The sequence below is a fragment of the Pseudomonas sp. DE0010 genome (genome assembly GCF_007680745.1).
GTDB classification, from domain to species: domain Bacteria; phylum Pseudomonadota; class Gammaproteobacteria; order Pseudomonadales; family Pseudomonadaceae; genus Aquipseudomonas; species Aquipseudomonas parafulva_B.
The window spans coordinates 225,365-239,230 of the sequence record NZ_VEJQ01000003.1; the positions used below are offsets into that span (position 1 = coordinate 225,365).

Annotated in this window: 13 protein-coding genes; 8 read left to right on the forward strand and 5 right to left on the reverse strand. The window is 62.2% G+C overall.

What is annotated here, in order from left to right; genetic code table 11:
* Nucleotides 1-55 precede the first annotated feature (55 nt).
* On the reverse strand, nucleotides 56-661 hold the full coding sequence (locus FS767_RS03970) for an arylesterase (RefSeq protein ID WP_144964268.1): 606 nt from the start codon (nucleotides 659-661) through the stop codon (nucleotides 56-58).
* Between the two features lie 10 nt (nucleotides 662-671).
* On the opposite strand from FS767_RS03970, the gene FS767_RS03975 reads away from it, so the two are divergent.
* Both FS767_RS03975 and FS767_RS03980 read left to right on the forward strand, forming a co-directional pair.
* Nucleotides 672-1,358 carry an ABC transporter ATP-binding protein gene (locus FS767_RS03975; protein ID WP_144964269.1) on the forward strand — a complete coding sequence of 229 codons (687 nt, stop codon included), beginning with the start codon at nucleotides 672-674 and terminating at the stop codon, nucleotides 1,356-1,358.
* Nucleotides 1,355-3,862, forward strand: coding sequence for an ABC transporter permease (locus tag FS767_RS03980; protein ID WP_144964270.1), 2,508 nt, complete (start codon nucleotides 1,355-1,357; stop codon nucleotides 3,860-3,862). Before FS767_RS03975 ends, FS767_RS03980 begins: the two co-directional genes overlap by 4 nt.
* A 113-nt stretch (nucleotides 3,863-3,975) precedes the next feature.
* On the opposite strand, the gene FS767_RS03985 is transcribed toward FS767_RS03980, so the two are convergent.
* Complete coding sequence (locus tag FS767_RS03985) at nucleotides 3,976-4,668, reverse strand: IclR family transcriptional regulator (protein WP_144964271.1); 693 nt, start codon at nucleotides 4,666-4,668, stop codon at nucleotides 3,976-3,978.
* 376 nt (nucleotides 4,669-5,044) lie between these two features.
* Between FS767_RS03985 and FS767_RS03990 the strand changes: the two genes are divergently transcribed.
* The 3 genes from FS767_RS03990 to greB all read left to right on the forward strand — a co-directional run bounded on the left by FS767_RS03990 (nucleotide 5,045) and on the right by greB (nucleotide 8,063).
* Complete coding sequence (locus FS767_RS03990; RefSeq protein WP_144964272.1) at nucleotides 5,045-5,965, forward strand: SMP-30/gluconolactonase/LRE family protein; 921 nt, start codon at nucleotides 5,045-5,047, stop codon at nucleotides 5,963-5,965.
* 44 nt (nucleotides 5,966-6,009) lie between these two features.
* A complete protein-coding gene (locus FS767_RS03995) occupies nucleotides 6,010-7,344 on the forward strand; it encodes an MFS transporter (RefSeq protein WP_058637408.1) in 1,335 nt (444 codons plus the stop codon).
* 215 nt (nucleotides 7,345-7,559) lie between these two features.
* Nucleotides 7,560-8,063 carry a transcription elongation factor GreB gene (gene greB, locus FS767_RS04000; protein WP_058603791.1) on the forward strand — a complete coding sequence of 168 codons (504 nt, stop codon included), beginning with the start codon at nucleotides 7,560-7,562 and terminating at the stop codon, nucleotides 8,061-8,063.
* A 32-nt stretch (nucleotides 8,064-8,095) separates the two neighbouring features.
* Here greB and FS767_RS04005 read toward each other — a convergent pair whose 3' ends face one another.
* The gene (locus FS767_RS04005; RefSeq protein ID WP_144964273.1) at nucleotides 8,096-8,404 is read right to left on the reverse strand and encodes a hypothetical protein; all 309 of its coding nucleotides are present in this window, start codon (nucleotides 8,402-8,404) and stop codon (nucleotides 8,096-8,098) included.
* Between the two features lie 207 nt (nucleotides 8,405-8,611).
* Nucleotides 8,612-10,024, reverse strand: coding sequence for a transglycosylase SLT domain-containing protein (locus FS767_RS04010; protein WP_144964274.1), 1,413 nt, complete (start codon nucleotides 10,022-10,024; stop codon nucleotides 8,612-8,614).
* Between the two features lie 154 nt (nucleotides 10,025-10,178).
* On the opposite strand from FS767_RS04010, the gene FS767_RS04015 reads away from it, so the two are divergent.
* From FS767_RS04015 to FS767_RS04025, 3 genes are all read left to right on the forward strand, one after another.
* Nucleotides 10,179-10,976, forward strand: a complete 798-nt coding sequence (locus FS767_RS04015; protein WP_144964275.1) for a TatD family hydrolase — start codon at nucleotides 10,179-10,181, stop codon at nucleotides 10,974-10,976.
* Between the two features lie 106 nt (nucleotides 10,977-11,082).
* The gene (locus tag FS767_RS04020; RefSeq protein ID WP_144964276.1) at nucleotides 11,083-12,561 is read left to right on the forward strand and encodes a methyl-accepting chemotaxis protein; all 1,479 of its coding nucleotides are present in this window, start codon (nucleotides 11,083-11,085) and stop codon (nucleotides 12,559-12,561) included.
* 75 nt (nucleotides 12,562-12,636) lie between these two features.
* Nucleotides 12,637-13,005 carry a terminase gene (locus tag FS767_RS04025; protein ID WP_144964277.1) on the forward strand — a complete coding sequence of 123 codons (369 nt, stop codon included), beginning with the start codon at nucleotides 12,637-12,639 and terminating at the stop codon, nucleotides 13,003-13,005.
* Between the two features lie 6 nt (nucleotides 13,006-13,011).
* On the opposite strand, the gene FS767_RS04030 is transcribed toward FS767_RS04025, so the two are convergent.
* Nucleotides 13,012-13,809 (reverse strand): acyl-CoA thioesterase II, encoded by a 798-nt coding sequence (locus FS767_RS04030; RefSeq protein WP_144964278.1) that lies wholly within the window; start codon nucleotides 13,807-13,809, stop codon nucleotides 13,012-13,014.
* Nucleotides 13,810-13,866: the final 57 nt, after the last annotated feature.

Below are 13,866 nucleotides of genomic sequence, written 5' to 3' on the forward strand. Positions count from 1 at the left end.
GGGTACTCGGAACGGGGGGCGCAACATTAGCCCAAACCCGCCCCCGTTTAAAGCGTCAGAGCAAGGGTTTAAGCGCCGGCCAGGCGTTTTCCAGCAGCCGCTGCTGGGCGCCTTGGGCAGGATGGATGCCGTCTGCCTGCATCAACTCAGGAACGCCCCCTACCCCTTCCAGGAAAAACGGCACCAGTGCTACTTGCTTGTCCTTGGCCAACTCCTTGTACACCTCGGCAAAAGCGGTGGTGTAGCGAACGCCATAGTTGGGAGGCAGCTGCATGCCCAGCAGCAAGACCTTGGCACCTGCCTGGCGCGACTGATCGATCATCGCGGCAAGGTTCTGTCGCAATTGCGCCGGCGGCTGGCCGCGCAACCCATCATTGCCTCCCAACTCGAGCACCACCACCTCAGGCGTGTGCGCCGCCAGCAATGCTGGCAGCCGCGCTTGCCCGCCGGCACTGGTGTCGCCACTGATCGAGGCGTTGACCACCTTGTCGTCGAAACCTTCCTGACGCAGGCGGGTCTGCAACAAGGATGCCCAACCGTCGCGGGTATTCAGGCCAAAAGCTGCGCTGATACTATCACCGACAATCAGCACCGTTCCCGCAGTCGCGCTCTGGGCCAGGCAATACAGGGCCAGACCGGCACTCATCAACCATATTCGCATCGGATTCTCCATGGGCCCCAGCATGCTCGTTGCGCAGCACCTTAGCAAAGTGGTCACCAGCGCGGAAGGTGAACTCACCATCCTGCACCCCATGTCGCTGGAACTGGCCGCAGGGGACAGCCTTGCCATCGTCGGCGCCTCAGGTTCAGGCAAGTCGACCCTGCTTGGGCTGCTGGCCGGGCTCGATCAGCCCAGCCAAGGTTCGGTGACGCTCGCCGGGCACGACCTAGGCGCGCTCGATGAGGACCAGCGGGCCCGCATCCGGGCCGAGCACGTGGGCTTTGTGTTCCAGTCGTTCCAGTTGCTCGACAGCCTCAATGCACTGGAAAACGTGATGTTGCCGTTGGAGCTGCATGGTCGCGCAGACGCGCGCGATCACGCGCGCACCTTGCTCGAACGCGTAGGGTTAGGGCAACGGCTTACCCATACGCCTCGGCAGCTGTCGGGCGGTGAGCAACAGCGGGTGGCCCTTGCCCGTGCTTTTGCTGCTCAGCCCGCCGTACTGTTTGCCGACGAACCGACGGGCAACCTCGACAGCCATACGGGCGAGCGCGTCAGCGACCTGCTGTTCGAACTGAATCAGGAGCGCGGCACCACCTTGATCCTGGTGACCCATGACGAGCGGCTGGCGCGCCGTTGCCACCGCCATATCCGCCTGGATGGTGGCCAGTTGGTCAGCCCCTTGGAGGCCGGATGAAGGGCATGCCGGCGGCGCGCCTGCTGGGGCTGGCCTGGCGACAGCTGCTGCGCGATCTTCGGGCCAGCGAAGTGCGGGTATTGTTCTTCTCGCTCCTGGTCGCCGTGGCGGCCAGTACCGCCATCGGTTATTTCGGTGCCCGGCTCAACGCCGCCATGCAATTGCGCGCCAGTGAGTTCCTGGGCGCGGACCTGGTACTGCAGGGCAGCGCCCCGGCCGCGGCGCCACAGATTGCACTCGGCGAGTCTTTGGGGCTGCATCACGCGCAGGTGGTCGAATTCACCAGCGTGGTGGGCGCAGATAACGGTATCCAGCTCGCGGGGGTCAAGGCCGCCGATAACGCCTACCCATTGCGCGGCCAGGTGCGCAGCGCCGCCGAGCCTTATGCCGAGGAAAGACCAGGCGGCGGGCCGGCAGCCGGCGAGGTGTGGGTGGAACCACGGCTGCTGGTGGCATTGGGCATGAACATCGGCGACAGCATCGATGTGGGCATGAAGGCCCTGCGCATAAGCCGCGTGCTGACCTATGAACCGGACCGGGCAAACAACTTCTATAGCTTGACCCCACGGGTGATGATGAACCTGGCGGACCTGCCAGCGACCGGCGTGGTGCAACCCGGCAGCCGCGTGACATACCGTGACCTGTGGAGCGGCCCTGCCGAGGCATTGGCGCAATACCGCGCCAGCGTCGAGAACACACTTTCGGCCAGCCAGCGGTTGCGCGACACCCGCGATGGCAACCAGCAGATCGGCGGCGCATTGGGCAAAGCCGAGCGTTACCTGAACCTGGCCAGCCTCGTTGCAGTATTGCTGGCCGGTGTTGCCGTGGCGCTGTCTGCCAGTCGCTATGCCGCCAGGCGCCTGGACGCCAGCGCCCTGCTGCGTTGCCTGGGCCTATCGCGGCGCCAGGCGCTGCTCCTGTACAGCCTGCAGCTGGCCATGCTCGGGCTTGCAGCTGCGATCGTGGGCGCCGCAGTGGGCTGGCTTGCGCAGCTGGGTTTGTTCAAGCTGCTGCACGGATTACTGCCCAGCGACGTACCGCCAGGGAGCCTGTGGCCGGCCTTGGCTGGCGTCGCCACGGGGCTGGTCGCGCTGGCAGGCTTTGCCCTGCCGCCGATTGCAGCCTTGGGTAAAGTGCCCCCGTTGCGGGTGCTGCGTCGTGACCTGCTCCCTGTACCTCCCAGTAGCTGGCTGGTCTACGGTGCAGCCCTGTTCGCCTTGGGGCTTATCATGTGGCGGTTGAGCCTTGACCTGCTGCTCACCTTCGCACTCCTGGCAGGCGGCCTGGCGGCAGCCCTGGTGCTGGGCGGGTTGCTGTGGCTGGGTTTGCGCAGCCTGCGTCGGCTCCTGTCAGGGGCGCCGCTGGCCTGGCGCCTGGGGCTGGGGCAGCTGCTTCGCCACCCCACGGCCGCCGCCGGGCAGGCCTTGGCTTTCGGGCTGATCCTGCTCGCCATGGGCCTGGTCGCGCTGCTGCGTGCGGAGCTGCTCGACACCTGGCAGGCACAGCTGCCTGAAGATGCCCCGAATCATTTCGCACTCAATATTCTGCCTGACGACCAGGACCGCTTCGCCCAACAGCTCAAACAGATCAACGCCGCTGCGGCCCCCCTGTACCCGGTCACACCTGGGCGGCTGATCGAGATCAATCAGCAGCCGGTCCAACAGATCGTCACGAAGGACTCTGCAGGCGAACGCGCGGTGCAACGGGACCTGAGCCTGACATGGGCGGCGCAGTTGCCTGACGGCAATCAATTGACCGGTGGTCATTGGTGGCAAGGATCACCAAGCGATGACGATGTACCTGGCGTATCGGTGGAGGCCCAGCTCGCCGAAAGCCTTCAGCTGAAGCTGGGGGACAGGCTCACGTTCGATATTGGGGGCCAGCAGCGCCAGGCCAAGGTGACCAGTCTGCGCAGCGTGCACTGGGACAGCTTTCAGCCCAATTTCTACATGATCTTCCAACCCGGTACGTTGCAAGGGCTGCCTACCACCTATCTGACGAGTTTTTACCTCGCACCCGGGCATGATCAGGAAATCGTCGCCCTGTCGCGCGCATTTCCTGCGGTGACCATCCTTCAGGTCGATGCATTGCTCGCCCAGCTACGCAGCATACTTGCTCAGGTCACGCTGGCTGTAGAGTACGTGCTGCTGTTCGTACTGGCCGCAGGAATGGCCGTTTTGTTCGCAGGCCTTCAAGCCACGTTGGATGAGCGCATTCGTCAAGGTGCACTGTTGCGTGCCCTGGGAGCCCAACGCCAATTGCTGACCAAGACACGGCGCATCGAATTCGGCTTGCTGGGAGCACTGAGCGGTTTGCTGGCGGCGCTGGGGTGCGAACTGATCACCTTCGTCTTGTACCACTACGCTTTCGCACTGCCGTGGAGCCTGCACCCGTGGTTGCTGCTGATGCCCGTTGCAGGCGCGCTGCTGGTCGGCTGCGCGGGTGTGCTCGGCACTCGCCGCGCACTTAACGCCTCACCGCTGGCGGTTCTGCGTGAAGGGTGATCTTCACGACATCCTTGGTTGGCGATCAGCTGCGCCACCCCGTCCCTTTAGCATTCAAGGGTAGATTAGCCAAGCCGTGAAGCCCCAACGCCGGCCTCATCCATCAGCGCGTTTCAAGCGGCCTTGCAACCCAGGCTTCGCATCAGATCGCGGGTTGCGTCGAGAAAGACGTCGTTAATCGCCTCGGCACACTCTGGCGTCAACCGGCTCGAAGGGCCTGACAGCACCAATGCACCGACCAATTCATCACCTGCCCCGTAGACGGGAAAGGCTACCGAAGCCGCATGCGGGTCCGTGGCTCCCATCGAGAAGAACGGCTGCTGCATGGTGATGCCGCTGGCAAACGGTGTACGCAATGCCTGGGCGCCGGCAGCATCGTCCATCGGACGCATATCGCCAGGTTGAACGTGCATGCGTAGACGATGGGGGGAATTCACCCGGTACTGACACATGCGGTAGGCCCCGTGGCGTACGTAGAACGACGCCGTTTCACCCGTACGTTCGGCCAGAAGGTGCAGCCTGGGCATCACGTGCCGCTCCAGATCGATACCCTCTTCGTACACGGCGTTAAGCCGCATCACTTCACTGGCCAGTTGATAGCGACCGTCGGCCATGCGGTTGACATAGCCGTGATTCTCAAGCGAAACCATCAGGCGCATGATGGTACTTTTGATCAGCCCGGTACGCTCGACAAGCTCGACAAGCGTCAGCGCCGTGTCCCCCACCTGAAACGCAGAAAGCACCGTCAGCACGCGGTCGGCCGAAGCCACTCCATTAACCGCTGGACGCGGCCGGACATTTACCATCGAGAGTTCCTCACCTGTGAATGATGAAAGTCATTGTCGGCATTGAAAGCGTCCATTATCTGGCAATGTGCTGACAACTGCCACGGCATCCCTGATCAAGCGCTTGAAAAACCAGCATGCCCAGAGCTACGAAGGGCCGCAGCTAGCATCGAACCGCGCAATGACCGCCTCGACCAGGCAATTGTCCTCTTTCCTATTTTGGAATGGCGTTTTCTTTAATCGAAAATATGGCTCTGAAATCCGCGTAAGCAGCCGATAAACGACATGAAGGCTATCTATTTTTTTGATCTTATGATTTATTTTGAAACGACGTTGCGTAAAAAATAAGATCCAAAATCCTGTTCCCTTCGCGCCCTTTGCGGCCAGGAGCCTGAGCATGAGCTTTTTCGCTGCCCCACCGACTGTCGAGACCACCGTTTTCACCCGCCTGCCCGATCATTTCCGACGCCCACGGCCTACCGCCTGGGCCAACGCCAATCGCCAGGGTCGGGCCATCGATTCGTTCCTTGAAGGCCCCTCGTTTGATCGATCAGGTCGGCTTTACGTGACGGACATACCCAACGGCCGGATTTTCCGCATCTCACCTCAAGGCGAGTGGGAATTGGTGTGCCAGTACGACGGCTGGCCAAATGGCCTGAAAATCCATCAGGACGGACGAGTCTTCATCACGGACTACAAGCGCGGAATCATGGTGCTCGACCCGCACTCCGGGACCATCGAACCGCTGCTCGATTCGGCCGGTTCCGAAGGGTTCAAGGGCGTCAACGACCTCGTGTTTGCGCCCAACGGCGACCTGTACTTTACCGACCAAGGCCAGACTGGCTTACAGGACCCTACCGGACGGGTCTACAAACTCGATGCCCGAGGCAATCTGAGCTGCCTGCTCAACACTGTTCCCAGCCCCAATGGCATCGTCTATGACCCCAATCTGAACCACCTGCTGATAGCGGTCACCCGCGCTCAGCAAATCTGGCGCATCCCGCTGGGCAACGGTTCGATGATCGGCAAAGTTGGCGTTTTCGCGCAGCTCCACGGTGGGCTCGGGGGCCCGGACGGTCTGGCCCTGGATGCCCAGAGCAATCTGTACATCGCCCATACCGGGTTCGGCTCGGTGTGGAAGCTGTCCAGGGTCGCCGAGCCCCTGCAACGCATCGTCTCCTGCGCAGGTATCAGCAACACCAACCTGGCATTTGGTGGCGACGATGGCCAGACGCTGTTCATCACCGAATCCGAGACCGGCAGCATCCTGCAGGTCCGTACCCACGCACCAGGATTGCCGATGTTCTCCCACAGCTGAACGCGCCTGTCAGCGCACACCACAACTACAAAAAGAGTGACGACATGACTTACGAAAACCCTAGCGCACAAGCGCCGCTCAGTGACGCCGAGGGTGAACGCCTGATGCGCCGGATCCTCTGGCGCCTGGTGCCATTCATCTTCATCTGCTACGTGATCAGCTACCTCGACCGCACGAACGTGGGTTTCGCCGCCATCAGCATGAACCAGGACCTGGGCCTGACAGCGACGATGTTCGGTTGGGCGGCGGGCCTGTTCTTCTTCGGCTATTTCATGTTTGAAATCCCCAGCAACCTACTGATGCAGCGCTTTGGCGCGCGGGTATGGATCGCACGGATCATGATCACCTGGGGACTGATCTCGATGGCCACCGCATTTGCCACCGGGCCCATCAGCTTCAGCATCGCACGGTTCCTCCTGGGGCTGGCCGAAGCGGGCTTCACCCCTGGGGTCTACCTGTATTTCACCTACTGGTTCCCAGGCAAGTGGCGGGCCAAGGCCACGGCGGCATTCCTGCTGGGCATCCCTGTGGCCAACATTGTCGGCTCACCGTTGTCGGGCTGGCTGATGGAGCAGCACGGTGTCTGGGGGCTCAAGAACTGGCAGCTGCTGCTGGTGACCGAGTCAATGCCGGCAGTGCTGCTGGGCATTGCCTGCCTGTTCGTGTTGGTCGACACCCCGGCCAAGGCCAAGTGGCTCAAGCCCCGGGAGAAAGCCTGGCTCACTCAGCGCCTGGCTCAGGAGCAACAAGCGATAGGTGCGTCCCACGGCACGACCCTGCGCGCTGCACTGACCAATCCGAAGGTGTTTACGCTGGCTGCGATCAATTTCTGCTGCATCGTGGGCTCCATTGGCATCGGCCTGTGGCTTCCACAAATCATCAAGAGCCTGGGTATTTCCAGCGGGACCGTAGGTTTCGTGGTAGCACTGCCTTACCTGCTGGGTGCAGCGGCCATGACCCTATGGGCACGCCTGGCCAACCGCAGCGAGCACCGTCTTCCTTACGTCGCCAGTGCGCTCGCTTTCGCCGCCTTGGCATTGGTGGGCGCAGCGTTGATTGAGCAGCCGGTGATGAAGATCGCCTGCCTGTGCATGGCGGTCTCCGGGATTTTGTCTTTCCAGGCGACCTTCTGGGCGATTCCATCGACCATTCTGACCGGCCGTGCGGCAGCTGGCGGCCTGGCCATGATCGTCTCGATCGGCAATCTCGGCGGGTTCACCGGCCCATTCCTGATCGGCCTGATCAAAGATGCCACGCAAAGCTTCACGCTGCCTTTTTTCGCGGTTGCATCGATTCTGTTGATCGGTACCTGCCTGATGCTGTGGCTGGGTGATCCTGCCAAGCGCCAGACGCCACAAGGCCACGGCCAAACGGCTTGATGCCCTGGATCTGCGCCCTGACCGCCCCCGTCCGCAGTAAGCGGACGGAGACTCTGCCGGCCCAAGCCATCGCCCCTTCTTCCAACCACAGTACCCAGTGCTTGAACATGGCGCTGCTGGGCGGTTAACGTCTGTAGCCTCCCGGCTACCCTGCGCCGCCTCCCCGTGCGCGCAGCGACCCTGTCGGCCAGGTTCGAATACGGAAAAAGGCACACATGGCGACTGACCTCATCACCGAAGCAGGCTACCAAGCCCTTAAAGATGAACTGGACTGGCTTTGGCGCGATGAGCGACCGGAGATCACGCGCAAAGTGACCTGGGCAGCGTCCCTGGGCGATCGCAGTGAAAACGCGGACTACCAGTACAACAAGAAACGGTTGAGGGAAATCGACCGGCGTGTGCGCTACCTTCGCAAGCGCATCGAGAACCTGCGCGTGGTGCCCTACTCGCCCGCGCAGGAAGGAAAAGTGTTCTTTGGGGCGTGGGTAACCATCGCCAACGAGGAGGACGAAAGCAAACGGTTCCGAATCGTCGGCGCGGATGAAATCTACGACCGCAAGGACTTCATTTCCATCGATTCACCGATGGCCCGGGCCTGCATAGGCAAATGCGTCGGGGACGAGATCACAGTGCGCACGCCAACGGGGGAAGCCTACTGGGACGTCACCGACATTCAATACGATGCACACGAAACCGCGCCCCGGTTCGTCAAACCCTGATTCTTGTGCACCGCCGCGGGACGGCAGGCTTTTCAGCGTGCCGTGATCAGGCCTTGGCGTGCGATACGCACCAGGTGGCCGATCACTTCGGCCGAGGCCTCGGCCGCGGGTGCTTGAATCACGGCAAGGTCAAACCGGTCATTGGCGTACTGGGCGAAATGCTCGCCGGTCTCGGCGAACTGAATCAGGAATGCGCGGGCCTGGCCCCTTCGACGGGACAAACCTTCGAGGTGGCGCAAAAGTGTGGGCTGGTGCGGCCCCCCAAGCAGGATGCGCGGGGTACGCGATGCCTGACTGACAGGCAGCGGGCTTAGACAGACGCTGGTACGTGGGCAACTCATGGTGCATTCTCCGCCTCGCCAATCTCGCTGGGCAGCGGTGGGAGGCGTCACCGAACCAGCGCTTTAGCGGTATTTCGAAACACCCCTGGGGCGTCTCTGCGCCCCGCAAGTAGCTGTTTAAATCGGCGCAGGCGTCATGCTAGAGCGATTGAACCGAACATGCAAGCGCCCGATTCTGGCCAATTGCCCGCTCCGGTGCGGCCCCGCTTAGTGTTTGCCCTTGGGCTCCAGCACCCGCCGCTCCCGATTGAACGCCAGGAAGTACTTGTTCACGCTGTTGACGAAGTTGACCGGCCCCATGCCCACCTGCTCCATGGCGATGCGTTCGGTCTGGAAGAACCATTGGTTACCGTTGAGTCCACGCTTGCGCGCTTCGGCGCGCATGGCTTGCACGCGCTCGGGGCCCAGGTTGTAGGCGGCCAACACGAACGCCATGCGCTCACGCTCATTGATGCGGGGGCTGGAAAAGAACTTGCGCCGGATCAGGGCCAGGTAACGCGCGCTGGCCTGGACATTGCCGTCCACCGTCTTGATGTTGCTGACCCCGACCCGCTGGGCAGCTGCCGGCGTGATCTGCATCAACCCATGTGCGCCCCCTGCCCCGCGCGCGGCCGGGTTGAGGGTCGATTCCTTGAATGCCAAGGCGGCAAGGTTGAGCCAGTCGATCTGCTGCGCTTGGCCATGCTTTTTCAACACGGCACTCACCGAGGCCAACCGCTGGCGGTCCTGACGGGCGAGCGGGTTGTGTACCCGGTACTGACGCCGATAGATGCGCTCGAACGCTGCATCCTCGTTGTCAGGGGCACGATAGTTTTGTAGGAAGCGGTCGACCGATGCCTGCAACTGCGGCGAGTTACGCCCAACGTACCAGCGCATGGCTTGCGGGGGCCCCAGGTGCACGCGTGGGTTGACACGTAGCTTGGGCATGACCTTTGACCAGCGGCGGGCGATTGGCTGCTCGACCACGGTCAAGTGATAGATCCCGGCCTGGACCATCTCCAGCACATCCTCGATGGCCAGGGTCGGATCCACCCACTCGACCTTGACCGCAGGGCGCTTGCGCAAGGCCAGGCGCTGGTTCAGTTGCTCGATCACCGGGCCCGCGGCACTTGCGCTGGTCAGCGCGATGGTGCGGCCTGACAACTGTTCTGCCTGGCTGAAGGTGCGCTCCCCCTTGCGTCCGACCAATACCAGCGCCACCTGATCACGTACTGGGGCAGTCGCCACGACATTACGCACCGTGGCAGGATCGAGCAGTTCGCCTGGGGCGGCCAAATCGCCCTCCCCGCGCCCCAGTGCGCCCAGGAGTTGCTCCTTGGCGCGGGGGATCAGTTTGAGTTCGATGCGCTGGCTGTCCTGTGCCCGGGCATTGAGGAAGTGCTCGAGCGCGCGCAGGCGGTAGTACTCGACGCCCACCGGCTCGCCCTTTACCTCGCCAGAGCTGTTGCGGCTTTGATTGACCAGCACGCGCAAGACCTTGCTGCTGCGAATGTGCTGGAGATCGCGGGCATTGGCCGGCGGGATGTGGTGCTGCGGGCCCGGTGGACGTACCTGCGTCTGCGCCTGGCTGGCCAGGGGCAGGCCTAACAGCAGCATGAACATGAGCCAGTAGCGTGGCATTCAAGGGATCCGTCGTGAGTGGGTAGCCAACAATGACGTTCGCCACGTTTGGGCTTGAGGTCAAAAAGACCATGCCCTGGACTTGAAGTTCTTGGACAACCAGTTCGGCACGGGCTTTTGCTATGCTGGCGTCCCTGCGGCACGAGGTAGCACCATGCAATTGATCGATATTGGCGTCAACCTGACCAACAGCAGTTTCCATGACCGCCAAGCGGAAGTGGTCAACCGCGCCTTGGAAGCGGGCGTCGCGCAAATGGTTCTGACAGGCACAAGCCTGCCTGTGAGTGAACAGGCAATTGACCTCTGCCAGCAACTGGACAGCGCGCAAACTCACCTGTTCGCGACGGCCGGGGTTCACCCGCACGATGCAAACAGCTGGAACAGCCAGAGCGAAGCGCACGTGCGCCAACTGCTCGCCGAGCCGCGGGTGCGCGCTGTAGGCGAATGCGGCCTGGACTTCAATCGTGACTTCTCTCCACGCCCTGCTCAGGAAAAGGCCTTGCATGCCCAGCTGGCATTGGCCGTGGAATGCCAGCTACCGGTGTTTCTCCATGAGCGCGACGCCAGCGAGCGCCTGCTGGCCATCCTGAAAGAGTATCGCGACCAGTTGAAAGCAGCCGTGGTCCATTGCTTTACCGGGGAACGCGCTGCCCTGTTCAGCTACCTGGACCTGGACCTGCACATCGGCATCACCGGTTGGATCTGTGACGAACGACGTGGGACGCACCTGCATGGACTGGTGGGCAGTATCCCAACCGGCCGCTTGATGCTGGAGAGCGATGCGCCATATTTACTGCCGCGCAGCCTGCGCCCTAAGCCCAAGAACGGGCGTAACGAGCCGGCGTACCTGCCTGAAGTGCTGCGAGAAGTGGCGCTGCACCGCAGGGAAACCCTGCAAGAAACCGCCGCGCACACCACTGCCACGGCCAAGGCATTCTTCAAGTTACCGTAGCTACCCTGATATCTCTTGATACATATCAACACCCTCCGAGTCGCTCTGGGCACAATGATGGCACCTTGCCAATATTGTTTTCGCTCAACTCAGAGAAGACCTGCCCATGGGTGCCTGGCTTAGCAATGTTTCACTGAAATACAAGTTCTGGGCGGTCAACGCCGTAGCCTTCGTGACCACCTTGCTATTGGTGCTGTACGCGGTTCACCTGGAGCAACGCGCCCGTGCTGAAGGGGCTGTACACCAAGCCACCGCCCAGGCAAGCCTGCTGGCGGCGTGGCCCGAAAGCCAGCCTTTGCCTCTTTCGCCAAGCATCATCACCTGGCGTGCTGGGCAGACGCCCTCCTTCGCCGGCGAGCCCCTGGAGGCCCTGCGCGGCGCACAGGGCTGGGTAGCACTGCCCTCCAGCCAACTGTTGGGACAAGACCCATTACAGGGTGCTCATGTGCTGCAAAGCGGTGATCATTACGTCGCAGTACTTGCCCAGTCACCCAGCCTGCGCCAAGTCTTCATCGATCGATTCTCGCATTATGCGGTGTGCGTGCTGATTCTGATGCTGGCCATGCTCGCCGCTTCGCAACTGCTGATCCGCTTTCTACTCAGCCAGCTCAACACACTCAAGGACGTGATGCTGCATGTGGAAAAAACCGGCGACCTGGCCGCTCGCGTACCCCTGGCCGGCGGTGACGAAGTCGGTCAGATGGCGGGCGCCTTCAATGCCATGCAGGGTACCTACCACCGTATCGTCAGCACCGTTGCCACCACTGCAGCACAGCTCGACTCAGGTGCTGCGCGTCTTGCGGCCAGCATGAACGACGTGCGCCACGGCATGCTGGGGCAGCAGAGCGAAACCGACCAAGCCGCGACAGCCATCAATGAAATGTCCGCCACCGTCTACCATATCGCCCAGCATGCAGGGGCGACCCGCGATCTTTCCCAGACTGCCGACACGCTCGCCGGCAGTGGAAAGGACGTGGTCAATCGCGTGCAGACGTCCATTGCCGGGCTTTCCAGCGGCGTCCAGCAGACCGCCGAAATGATCCGTCAACTGGCCGAAGACAGCCAGAAGATCAATGGGGTGGTCAGCGTCATTCACAGCATTGCCGAGCAGACCAACCTGCTGGCACTGAACGCGGCCATCGAAGCGGCCCGTGCCGGTGACCTGGGCCGCGGGTTCGCCGTGGTGGCCGATGAGGTGCGCAACCTGGCCAAACGGGTTCAGTCATCAACCGACGAGATCACCACCATGGTGTCTGCCCTGCAGTCAGGCACGCGGGATGCGGTCGAGTTCATGCAGGAAAGCTCCTACAAAGCCGACGATTGTGTAAAACAGGCCCAGGAAGCAGGTGCGGCATTGGCCGAGATCACCGGCGCAGTGGCGCAGATGCGTGAAAGCAACACCCAGATCGCCGTGGCTGCCGAACAACAGAGCCAGGTGGCAGAGGAGATGAACCGCGCCGTGGTCAGCATCCGTGATGTCACTGAGCAAACCGTGCAGCAGACCGTAGGTTCGGCCACCACCAGTTCGGAACTCGCGACCCTGGCCGGCGCGCTTAACAAGGCCATAGGTCAACTGAAGCTATAAGGTTCATAGCCAGCGCCGATTGGCTCTGCGCGCGCCTGCACACTAAGCTTTGGGCATGACCGAGAGGAAGTGCCCATGAACAAACGCCTACCCAATCTGCTCGCCTGGCAATGGCGCGGCTACCCGCACAGCCACCGTCACCCTGCAAACCTGGTGCTGCATTTGATAGCGGTTCCGCTGTTCATCTTAGGTGCGCTGTTGATCGTGTCTGGCTTGTTAGGGCTGGACATCGTGCAGCTGGCCGTCGGTCTACTCGCCCTGGTCGCGGCCATTGCGCTTCAACGTCACGGCCACCGCCTGGAGGCGGATACTCAAGAGCCCTTCATCGACCGAACTGACCGTGTTCAACGCGTGCTCAGCGAACAGTTCATCACATTCCCGCGTTTCGTCCTGAGTAGCGCGTGGTGGCAGGCCTGGCGCGACCGTCATAAGCCTCGACGGTGATGGGCTTTACGCAAATACCGTCACCGTTTGCCTGCTCAAGGCCAACAACGCGCCATCGTCACTCCATAATGCGGCGGCGGCATGGCCATAGCCCTCGTGTGCGTATTCGGTCTCCACACGGTACTGGCACCAATCGCCAGCGTTCAGCGAGCGTACAGGCTGCACGAACTCGATGGTCCAGGTAAGCGTACTGCCGGCCGCTGGCTGTTTCAGCATGGGCAGTACGCTAGGTGGCCATGCGTCTACCAATGCCAGCAGGTGCGCCTCGCTCATTACCCCGCCCTGCACGTCACGCAAGCGCACCCAGCCCCCCATGACGCGCGAGTCATTGCCGCTGAACGGCAGCCCACCGATTGCCCAGCGCAACTCCAGGTTCTTCATGAATTCCGGGGTCACTCCCGGGATGTGAGGCAAGGCTGCCGCGCTTTGCTCAAGGGCTGGCATCTGCGGCGCAGGCAGGGGCAGTACGGACACCGCAGAGCTTCGTGCGGCGCCGAAACTGCCCTGTACCAGCGTCACCACCTGCCCCTGCTGCACGGCGCGACCCAGCAGCGTGCTGACACCCGTGCCCTGGCGCAATACTTCGACCTCCAGACGAATCGGGGTATCTGACGAAGCAGGGGCCACAAAGGTAATGGCCAGCGAGCGCACCGGGCGGTCATGGCCTAACCGGGCACGCATCGCCTCGAACACCATGGCAGCCATCAGGCCGCCAAAGATCGCTCGTCCCTGGCCCCACCCTGCCGGTACGCATACGCTGTCGGGGTGAGCTCTGGCAGCCTCAAGCACTTGTTCGAACGTCATTGGGCAGCTCCTGGACGGGTAACGGATGTCCATCCTAGCCGGCCCTAGCCCCCGCGG